The sequence below is a fragment of the Pseudonocardia sp. NPDC049154 genome (genome assembly GCF_040648315.1).
In the GTDB taxonomy this organism is placed as follows: domain Bacteria; phylum Actinomycetota; class Actinomycetes; order Mycobacteriales; family Pseudonocardiaceae; genus Pseudonocardia.
In genome coordinates, this window is sequence record NZ_JBEZDN010000106.1 from 17,627 (window position 1) to 27,555 (window position 9,929).

The window sequence follows — 9,929 nt, forward strand, 5'->3', positions numbered from 1 at the left end:
CAATGCGGCCCCGAAAAGCAGTATGGAACCATAATGCGATCCAGGCGCCCCCGGATCGCATTATGGTTCCATAGTGCGTGCCTAGTGCTGGACGGCCTTCTCCACGCCCACGCCGGTGAGCGAGCGGACCTCCATCTCCGCGTACTTGTCCATGTTCGCCTTGTCCTTCGACAGCACCGTGCCGAGGTAGCCGAGCAGGAACGAGGCCGGGATCGAGATCAGGCCCGGGTTGTCGAGCGGGAACCAGTGGAAGTCCACGCCCTGCAGCATCGAGTTGCTGCGCCCGGTCGCCGGGTCGACCGGCTTTCCGGACACGACCGGCGAGAAGACGATCAGCACCAGCGTGATGGTGAGACCGCCGTAGATGCTCCACAGCGCGCCGCTGGTGTTGAACCTCTTCCAGAACAGCGAGTAGAGGATCGTGGGCAGGTTCGCCGAGGCCGCGACGGCGAAGGCGAGCGCCACGAGGAACGCGATGTTCTGGCCGTTGGCCAGGATGCCGCCCGCGATGGCGACGATGCCGATCACGACCGCCGTCCGCCGGGCGATCTTGACCTCCGTGTGCTGCTCGTCCTGCACCTGGCCGTGCTTGATCACGTTGATGTAGATGTCGTGCGCGAACGACGCCGACGCCGTGATCGTGAGCCCGGCGACCACCGCGAGGATCGTCGCGAAGGCGACCGCCGCGATGAGGCCCAGCAGGACCGTGCCACCGAGCTCGTAGGCCAGCAGCGGGGCCGCGGAGTTGGCCGCGCCGGGAGCCTTCTTGATCGCGTCCGGCCCGACGATGGCGCCCGCGCCGTACCCGAGGACCAGGGTGAACAGGTAGAAGATGCCGATCAGCCAGATCGCCCAGGTCACCGAGCGGCGGGCCTCCTTGGCCGTGGGCACGGTGTAGAAGCGCATCAGGATGTGCGGCAGGCCCGCGGTGCCGAGCACCAGCGCCAGGCCGAGCGAGATGAAGTCGAGGCGGGTCGTGGCGCTCTTGCCGTACTGGGCGCCCGGGCTGAGCAGCTTCTCGCCGAGGGACCCGACGTGCGCCACGGCGTCGCCCATCAGGGCGGACAGGTTGAAGCCGGACAGGGCGAGCACCCACAGCGTCATCACGCCGGCGCCGACGATCAGCAGCACCGCCTTGATGATCTGCACCCAGGTGGTGCCGCGCATGCCGCCGATCAGCACGTACGCGATCATCAGGGCGCCGACGATCGCGATGACGATCGACTGGCCGGTCTTCGACTTGATGTCCAGCAGCAGCGCGACGAGGCCGCCGGCGCCGGCCATCTGGGCCAGCAGGTAGAAGAACGACACGGCGAGGGTGGAGGTCGCCGCGGCGGCGCGGACCGGGCGCTGGCGCATCCGGAAGGCCAGGACGTCGCCCATCGTGTACTTGCCGGTGTTGCGCAGCAGCTCCGCCACGAGCAGCAGCGCCACCAGCCAGGCGACGAGGAAGCCGACCGAGTAGAGGAAGCCGTCGTAGCCGTAGAGGGCGATGGCGCCCGCGATGCCGAGGAACGACGCGGCCGACAGGTAGTCGCCGGAGATCGCGATGCCGTTCTGCGGGCCGGAGAAGCCGCCGCCCGCGGTGTAGAAGTCGCTGGCGCCGCTCGACGCCTTCTTGCTCACCCGGATCACGATCGCGAGCGTGATGATCACGAAGATCGCGAAGATGCTGATGTTGAGCAGCGGGCTGGATCCCTCCACGCCGCCCTGCGCCAGGAACCTCATCGGCCGGCCCCCTCGATCTCCTCGCGGATCGCCGCCGAGTGCGGGTCGAACTTCTTGTCCGCCCACTTCACGTACCAGGTGGTGATCGCGAAGGTGGACACGAACTGCAGCAGGCCGAAGACCAGGCCGACGTTGATGTTCCCGACCAGCTTGATCGCCATGAAGCCGGCCGCGTAGCTCGCCAGCACCACGTACAGCAGGTACCAGGCGAGGAAGGCCGCGGTGAGCGGGAAGACGAAGCTGCGCAGCCGGTGGCGCAGGGCCTGGAACTCGGTGCTCTGCTGGACCGTTGTCCAGTCGGGGTGGGCCGTGGTGCCTCCCGCCGGGCTCTCGCCGGCAGGGGGCGGGGACTCGGTGGTGCTCACGGTGCCTCCTCGCACTGTGGGGTGTGGTGCTGCGTCCGACCCGGACGGACCGGGCCGTACCGGGCACAGCACAACCGAGTACCCAACGGGCGCGGAAGTAACGCACGACACAGCGCGGGCCCGCACGACCAACGGCCGACGAACGGTCGGAATCCGCGACGAACGGTCGGGTGTTCAGGTTCGCTCGTCCAGGTGCAGGCGCAGCATCGCGGCCTCGGCACCCGGCGGCGGACGGTCGCGGCGGGACACCGCGACCATGGTGAGGAACGCGAGGGGCACGGAGAAGAGCGCCGGCTGCCCGAGCAGGAGCGCCACGAGCCCGGGGTCCGGCCGTGCGAGCAGCCCCAGCGCCATCACCCCGGCCGACGACGCCAGCCCGACGACCATCCCCACGAACGCGCCCCGCGCCGTCAGGCCCCGCCACCAGATGCCGAGCACCAGCATCGGGCAGAAGGTCGACGCGGCCACCGCGAAGGCCGAGGTCACGACGGCACCGACGTCGATCCGCACAGCGGGCAGGGCCAGCAGCACGATCACCCCGGCGGCGAGCAGCGCGGTCAGCCGCAGCCGGCGCAGCGAGCCGGGCAGCAGGTCGTGCGCGAGTGCCCCGGCCAGCGCGAGCAGCAGGCCGAGCGAGGTGGCGAGGAACGCGGCGAAGGCGCCCGCGGTGAGCAGCGCGGTGAAGACCGCGCCGGTGGCGCCCCCGTCCACGCGCGAGGGCAGCGCCACGACGGCGGTGTCGGTCGCCCCGGACAGGTACAGCTCGGGCAGGAGCACCCCGCCGAGCAGCCCGTAGACCACGGTGAAGACGTAGAAGGAGCCGAGCAGGCCGACGGTGATCGCGGCGGTCCGGCGGGCGGCCCGGCCGTCGGGGCTGGTGTGGAACCGCACGATGACGTGCGGGAGCCCCATCGTGCCCAGGGCCGTGGCGACCAGTATCGACCAGGTGGCGAGCAGCGGGTGGCCGTTGCCGCCGTCGAGCAGCGGCTGCTGCCAGGTGTCGCTGCCGGGCAGCGCCGCGCCCGCGATCTCCGGCACCGCGGCGCCCTCGGGGAAGACCCAGGTCGCGTCACCCGGGACGACGTGCTCGCCCGGCTCCAGCCGCACCGGGACACCCCCGGCGAGCACCGTGACCGGTTCGCGCACCTGCAGCCGGGTGTCCAGCCGGAAGGTGACCTCGGTGGGCCGCGGGAACGCGGCGTACTCGGCGGGCCGCAGCGCCTCCGCACGCGTCTCGGCACCGGCCGCCACCACCAGCCAGATCGCCGGGACGATGAACAGCAGCAGCTTGAGCACGAACTGGAAGGCCTGCACGTAGGTCGCGGCGCGCATCCCGCCCAGCGCGAGCGTGACGCTGACCGCCGCGCCCGCGACCACGATCCCGACCCAGTGCGGGGTGCCGCTGACCAGCGTGAGGACCTGGCCGGCGGCGGTGAACTGCGGCACCAGGTAGAGCCCGGCGATCACCAGCACGACGACCGCGCTGAACCGCCGCAGGCCCGGCGAGCCGAGCCGCGCCTCGGCGAAGTCCGGCACGGTCAGCGCGCCCGTGCGCCGCATCGGGGCCGCGACCAGCACGAGCATCAGCAGGTAGCCGGCGGTGAACCCGACCGGGTACCAGAGCGCCCCCACCCCGTTCTTGACGACGAGCCCGGCGATGCCGAGGAACGACGCTGCCGACAGGTACTCCCCGGACACGGCGGCGGCGTTGAGCGTGGGGGAGACCCGCCGGGACGCGACCAGGAAGTCCGAGGTGGAGCGCAGCGCCGCGACGCCGCGCGCCCCGATCAGCAGCGTCGCCAGGACGACCGGGACGACGGCGAGCGCGGTCACCGGCCCCGGGACCCCACGTCGACCCGCTCGGTCCCTTCCTCGGTCCGCTCCGCGCGGCGCAGCTGCCAGTGCGCCAGCCCCGCGAGCACCGGGTAGGGCAGCAGCGCGACGGCGATCCAGACGACCGGGACGGGCCCCAGCCGCAGCCCCACCGGTACCACGCCGAGCAGCACGGGCAGGCCGACCAGCAGCAGCGCGGCGGCGGCGAGGGTGCTCGCGGCGATCTGCAGCTGGCGGCGCCGGATCCGGGCGGCCGTGCGCAGCTCGTCGCCGGTCAGCGAGCGCGGCACCCCCGAGACGCCCCGGCGCGAGGCGAGCGCCACCCGGGTCTGCGGGCTGGTCACCGCGACCCGCCGCTGCCGGCTCACCGGGCCGCCCCGCTCACCGCGGCCGGCCCGGCGAGAAGTCGCCGCGCGTGGCGGCCTCGAGCAGGCGTTCCCGCAGCTCACGGGCGTGCCGGCGGCTCACCGGGACGTCGCCGGCGTCCGTGTGGGCGAGCAGCCCGCCGCCGGCGTCGCTGCGTAGCTCCTGCACCGCGTGCACCGCGAGCAGGAAGCTGCGGTGCACCCGCACGTACCCGACGCCCGACCAGTGCTCCTCCAGCCGCGAGATCGGCATCCGCACGAGGTGCGAGCCGCCTCGCGTGTGCAGCCGGACGTAGTCGCCCTGGGCCTCGGCGAACCGGACGTCGTCCCGCCGGACGTACCGGGTCCGCCCGCCGAGCTCGACCGACACCGCGGCCAGCTCGTCGACGGCCGGGACGGGCGGGGCGGGGTCCGTCGCCCGGGCGACGCGCAGCACCCGGGCGAGGGTGGCGTCGAGCCGCTCGGCGGCGACGGGTTTGAGCAGGTAGTCCAGGGCGCCGACGCCGTAGGCCGAGACGGCGTGCTCCTCGAAGGCCGTGACGAACACGATCTCCGGCGGGTCGGTCATCCGGGACAGCAGCGAGGCGAGCTCCAGCCCGTCCATCCCCGGCATGGAGATGTCGAGGAAGGCGGCGTCGAACCGGCGGGCCTGCAGCAGCTTCAGCGCCGTGAGCGCGTCGCCGGCCGGCACGACCTCCTCGACGCACCGCGACGCCGCGAGGAGCCGGGTCAGCTCGGCGAGGGCCGGGGCGACGTCGTCGACCGCGAGGACCCGCAGACGTGCCCCGTTCGACCTGGTGCTCATGAGGCGACCACGCCCGGTTGGAAGCGTGGCACCCGCATGACCACCCGGGTTCCGGCGCCGACCGCGGTCTCGATGACCAGCCCGTACTGCGGCCCGTAGACGGCGCGCAGCCGCCGGTCCACGTTGGTCAGCGCCAGCCCGTCGCCCGGCCCCGCCCCGGCGAGCACCGCGCGGGCCACCTCGGGGTCCATACCGGGCCCGTCGTCCTCGATCGCGATCACGCACTCCGATCCCTGGGCCTCGCCGCTGACCTGCACGGACCCGCCCTCGTTGCGGCGCTCGACGCCGTGCTGCACCGCGTTCTCCACCAGCGGCTGCAGGGCGAGGAAGGGCAGCGCGACCGGCAGCACCTCCGGCGCGATCCGCACCTGCACCCGCAGCCGGTCGCCGAGCACCGCGCGGGCCAGCGCCAGGTAGGCCTCGACGGCCCGGAACTCGCCGGCGAGGGTGGTGTAGTCGCCGCGGCGGGCCACCGAGTGCCGGATGTACTCGGCGAAGTCGAGGATCAGGTCGCGGGCCCGGTCCGGGTCGCTGTCGACGAACGAGCCGATCGTGGTCAGCGCGTTGTAGACGAAGTGCGGGGAGATCTCCGCGCGCAACGCCCGCAGCTCGGCCTCCTCGGCGGCCGTCGCCGAGGCCTCGAGCCGGCCCCGTTCGAGCGCCTCCGCGACCCAGTCCGCGGCCCGTCGCGCGGCCGGGCGCGGGACGTCGCCGCACACCACCAGCACCCCGGCGGGCTCGCCGCGGACCTGCAGCGGCAGCACCACCGTGGTCCCGCGCGCGGCCCGGTGCCCGTCCCGGCGCGCCTGTTCGACAAGCTCGTCCGCCTGCTGGTCGGGGCGGCCGGCCCAGGCCGGCTCCCCGTGCAGGTCCGCCAGCCCGACGGCGTCGGCGCGGAGCAGCGCACGCAGCCGGCGGGCCGCCCGCGCCACCGGATCGGGACCGAGGTCGCCGGGGCGCGCGGTGAGGCCGCCGCGCAGATCGGCGGCGATCGCCGAGCCGGCTGCGAGGACCTCCGTGGCGTCCGTGGTCGCGCCGCCGGGCCGCCGGAACAGCCGCCGCCGGCGCGCGACGGGGGCGTCCTCGGTCACCACGCGCACAGCCTAAGGTGCGGCCCTGCGCAGGGCACGGCCCTCGCGGGCGCGGGACCTCCGTGATCACCGCCCGCTAGCGTGTGCCGGCGTGAGCGGACGCATCGTGCTGTTCGGCGCCACCGGTTACACGGGCGGGCGCACCGCGGAGGCACTGGTCGGGCGGGGCGTGCGGCCCGTGCTGGCCGGGCGGGACGCCGCGCGGCTGGCGGCGCTCGGCGAGCGCCTCGGCTGCCCGACGGCGACCGCCGACGTCACCGACGTCGCCTCCGTCAGCGGGCTCGTCGGCCCGGACGACGTGCTGGTCACGACCGTCGGCCCGTTCGCCCGGCTCGGCGGGGCCGCGCTCGCCGCGGCGGTGTCCGCCGGAGCGACCTACCTGGACTCGACCGGCGAGCCGCCGTTCGTCCGCGAGGTCTTCGAGCTGCAGGGACCGGCCGCCGAGCGTTCCGGCGCGCGGCTGCTCGCGGCGTTCGGGCACGACTACGTGCCGGGCGTGCTGGCCGGGGCGCTCGCGCTGCGTGAGGCGGGGGAGCGGGCCGCGCGGGTCGACGTCGGCTACTTCCTGTCCGGCCGCGGGCGCTGGTTCTCCCGCGGCACCGTCACGTCGTTGATCGGGATCGCGGGCTCGCCCGGACACACCCTCCGGCACGGGGCGGTCCGGACGGAGAACGCCGGCGCCCGTCTGCGCACCTACGAGGTCGACGGCCGGCCGCGGCCCGGGGTGTCGATCGGCGGCGTCGAGCAGTTCGCACTGCCGCGGCTGAAGCCGGGCCTGCAGACGGTCGACGTCCACCTCGGATGGTTCGGGGCGCTCAGCGGGGCCGTGCACGCCGCCAGCCGGCTGCCCGCCCCGCCGGCACCGCTGCTGGGCGCCCTCGGCGCGCTCGCCGGCCGGCTGCCCCGCGACCCGTCGGCCGAGGCGCTGGCGCGCTGCCGCTCGCACGTCGTCGCCGAGGTGTTCGACGACTACGGCACCCTCCTCGCCCGCACCCGTCTCACCGCGCCCGACCCCTACGCCCTCACCGCCGACCTGCTCGCGTGGGGCGCGGCCCGCGCGCTCTCGCACGGGGTCACCGGGACGGGGGCGCTCGACCCGGTGGGGGCGTTCGGGCTCGATGCGCTTCGGGACGGTGCCGCGGCCGCAGGTCTCACCTCCCCGTGAGTGCCCACTGCCCCTAGAGCGGCACCCCGCACTCACGACCCCCACCGAGCTGCGCTAATTCAGCCCCGGGCCACCCGAAGCGCCCAGAGGACGAGAGGCACCTGCAGCGGGAGGCGGCCGTAGGCGATCGCGCGCTGCCGCACGGGCTTGTCCGACCAGTCCAGCGCCATCGTCAGGTTGGCCGGGAACACCGCCACGAACAGCGCCGCCGCGGCGTACCCGCCGAGCCGGCGGGTGCGCGGCACCGCCACCGCCGCCGCGACGGCGCCCTCCGCGACACCCGACGCGTAGGTCCAGAACCGCCGGGGGCCGGGCAGCTGCGGCGGGACGATCGCGTCGAAGAACGCGGGGGTGACGGCGTGCGCCACCGCGGCCGTGCCGAGCAGCGCCGCCAGGGGCCGGGAGAGGTTCATGCCCGGCATGATCGCAAGTGGATCGGGTGACCGTGGCCCGCGCCCACCGGCCGGCCCGGGGGCGCTAGTCTCCGCGCGATGCGTGATCGGCCCCGCCGCCCGCCCGTCGATCCGCAGGTGATCGGCGCCCTTCGCATGCCCGACAACCCCCAGGGTCCGCTGGTCGCTCTGCTCAAGCGGGTGGCCGTCGCCTTCGGGGCGCTGCTGGCCGCCGCGTTGATCGTCTACTTCGGCCGCGCCGGGTACGTCGACAACAACGGCGAGGGCGAGATCTCCTTCAACGACGCCCTCTACTACGCCACGGTCTCGCTCTCCACGACGGGCTACGGCGACATCGTCCCCTACACCGCGACCGCGCGGCTGCTCACCACCGTGGTGATCACGCCGCTGCGGCTGCTGTTCCTGATCGTCCTCGTCGGAACGACCGTCGAGCTGCTCACCGAACGCTCCCGGCAGTCGTTCCGGATCCAGCGCTGGAGGTCCCGCGTGCGCGACCACACCGTCGTCATCGGGTACGGGACGAAGGGCCGGGCCGCCGTCGAGACACTGCTCGGCGACGGCGTCGAACCCGAGCACATCGTCGTGGTCGACACCGACCGCACGCAGCTCGACGCCGCCTCGGCCCTCGGTCTCGTCACGGTGACGGGAAACGCCACCCGGTCGGCGGTGCTGCGCATCGCGGGCGCCCACCAGGCGACGGCCATCGTGGTGGCCACGAACCGGGACGACACCGCCGTCCTCGTCACCCTGACCGCCCGCGAGATGGCGCCGAAGACGCGCATCGTGGTGGCGGTCCGGGAGTCGGAGAACGTCCACCTGCTCCGGCAGTCCGGCGCCGACTCGGTCATCGTCTCGGCCGAGACGGCGGGCCGGCTGCTGGGCGTCGCGACCCGGACGCCGAGCGTCGTCGAGGTCGTCGAGGACCTGCTCACGCCGGAGGCCGGGTTCGCGATCAGCGAGCGCGAGGTCGAGCGGGACGAGGTGGGCGGCTCGCCGCGGCACCTCGCCGACATCGTGCTGGGCGTGGTGCGCGGCGACGAGCTGTACCGGGTCGACGCCTCGGCCGTCGACGCCCTCGAGCGGGGCGACCGGCTGCTGTACGTCCGCAAGGCCTCGCCCGCCGACGAGGACTAGGGTCGCACGCCGTGCGCCTCGCGACCTGGAACGTGAACTCGGCGAAGTCGCGGCTGCCGCGGCTGCTGCCCTGGCTGGACGAGCGGGCCCCGGACGTCGTCTGCCTGCAGGAGACCAAGCTCTCGGACGCCGACTGGGCCGCCGAGTTCGACGGCCCGCTGGCCGAGCGGGGCTACGAGGTCGCCCACCACGGGCAGGGCCGGTGGAACGGGGTGGCGCTGCTGTCCCGCGTCGGGCTGACGGACGTGATGCGCGGGCTGCCCGAGGAGCCGACCTTCGACTCGGACGCCCCCGACGCCCGGGCGGTCACCGCCACCTGCGGCGGCCTGCGCGTGACCTCGGTCTACGTGCCCAACGGCCGCACCCCGGACGACCCGCACTACGGCTACAAGCTGCGCTGGCTGGAGGCCCTGCGGCACATGGTGGCGGCGGGCGACACCGCGCACACCGTGGTGGCCGGCGACATGAACATCGCGCCGACGGACGCCGACGTGTGGGACCCCGACCTGTTCGTCGGCTCCACCCACGTCACCCCGCCGGAGCGGGAGGCGCTGACCGCGCTGCAGGCGGCCGGGCTGGCCGACGTCGTGCGGGACCGGTGGCCGGGCGAGCGGGTGTTCTCCTACTGGGACTACCGCGCCGGCCGCTTCCACAAGGACATGGGGATGCGGATCGACCTGGTGCTGTGCGGCGCCGAGCCGGCGGGCCGGACGAAGGCGGCGTGGATCGACCGCAAGGCGCGGAAGGGCTCCGGCCCCAGCGACCACGCCCCCGTGATGGTCGACCTCGACGAGGCGCCGGACGGGGACATCGGGCCGGTCGTGCCGCCGCCGTCGACGCCGGCGAAGCTGAAGCATCACTGAGCGGAGCTTGCGGAGTGAACGTCGGCGCTGAGCGGAGCTTGCGGAGCGAACGTCGGCGCTGAGCGGAGCTTGCGGAGCGAACGTCGGCGCTTAGCGGAGCTTGCGGAGCGAACGTCGGCGCTGAACGAGGCCTCGTGAGTGGCGATGGTCGCCATGGCGATCATCGC

The 9,929-nt window shown here is 74.2% G+C and carries 10 protein-coding genes; 3 read left to right on the forward strand and 7 right to left on the reverse strand.

Annotation, left to right across the window (positions count from 1 at the left end; translation table 11 throughout):
* Positions 1 to 81: 81 nt before the first annotated feature.
* From AB0B41_RS33245 to AB0B41_RS33270, 6 genes are all read right to left on the reverse strand, one after another.
* Positions 82 to 1,728, reverse strand: coding sequence for a cation acetate symporter (locus AB0B41_RS33245; protein ID WP_358210430.1), 1,647 nt, complete (start codon positions 1,726 to 1,728; stop codon positions 82 to 84).
* The gene (locus AB0B41_RS33250) at positions 1,725 to 2,093 is read right to left on the reverse strand and encodes a DUF485 domain-containing protein (protein WP_358210432.1); all 369 of its coding nucleotides are present in this window, start codon (positions 2,091 to 2,093) and stop codon (positions 1,725 to 1,727) included. The genes AB0B41_RS33245 and AB0B41_RS33250 overlap by 4 nt, the downstream gene beginning before the upstream one ends.
* Positions 2,094 to 2,267: 174 nt before the next feature.
* Positions 2,268 to 3,926 (reverse strand): cation acetate symporter, encoded by a 1,659-nt coding sequence (locus tag AB0B41_RS33255; RefSeq protein WP_358210434.1) that lies wholly within the window; start codon positions 3,924 to 3,926, stop codon positions 2,268 to 2,270.
* Positions 3,923 to 4,294, reverse strand: a complete 372-nt coding sequence (locus AB0B41_RS33260) for a hypothetical protein (RefSeq protein WP_358210436.1) — start codon at positions 4,292 to 4,294, stop codon at positions 3,923 to 3,925. Before AB0B41_RS33260 ends, AB0B41_RS33255 begins: the two co-directional genes overlap by 4 nt.
* A gap of 13 nt (positions 4,295 to 4,307) precedes the next feature.
* Positions 4,308 to 5,096, reverse strand: coding sequence for a LytTR family DNA-binding domain-containing protein (locus AB0B41_RS33265; RefSeq protein ID WP_358210438.1), 789 nt, complete (start codon positions 5,094 to 5,096; stop codon positions 4,308 to 4,310).
* The gene (locus AB0B41_RS33270) at positions 5,093 to 6,076 is read right to left on the reverse strand and encodes a histidine kinase (RefSeq protein WP_358210450.1); all 984 of its coding nucleotides are present in this window, start codon (positions 6,074 to 6,076) and stop codon (positions 5,093 to 5,095) included. Before AB0B41_RS33270 ends, AB0B41_RS33265 begins: the two co-directional genes overlap by 4 nt.
* A 202-nt stretch (positions 6,077 to 6,278) precedes the next feature.
* On the opposite strand from AB0B41_RS33270, the gene AB0B41_RS33275 reads away from it, so the two are divergent.
* Entirely contained in the window at positions 6,279 to 7,352 is a 1,074-nt protein-coding gene (locus AB0B41_RS33275; RefSeq protein ID WP_358210440.1) for a saccharopine dehydrogenase, read from the forward strand.
* Between the two features lie 59 nt (positions 7,353 to 7,411).
* Here the strand turns inward: AB0B41_RS33275 and AB0B41_RS33280 are convergent, their stop codons facing one another.
* Positions 7,412 to 7,765 carry a hypothetical protein gene (locus AB0B41_RS33280; protein WP_358210442.1) on the reverse strand — a complete coding sequence of 118 codons (354 nt, stop codon included), beginning with the start codon at positions 7,763 to 7,765 and terminating at the stop codon, positions 7,412 to 7,414.
* Positions 7,766 to 7,843: 78 nt separating this feature from the next.
* Between AB0B41_RS33280 and AB0B41_RS33285 the strand changes: the two genes are divergently transcribed.
* Positions 7,844 to 8,899, forward strand: coding sequence for a potassium channel family protein (locus AB0B41_RS33285; RefSeq protein WP_358210444.1), 1,056 nt, complete (start codon positions 7,844 to 7,846; stop codon positions 8,897 to 8,899).
* An 11-nt stretch (positions 8,900 to 8,910) separates the two neighbouring features.
* Positions 8,911 to 9,762: an exodeoxyribonuclease III gene (locus tag AB0B41_RS33290; RefSeq protein WP_358210446.1), complete on the forward strand. Its 852-nt coding sequence runs from the start codon at positions 8,911 to 8,913 to the stop codon at positions 9,760 to 9,762.
* Positions 9,763 to 9,929 lie beyond the last annotated feature (167 nt).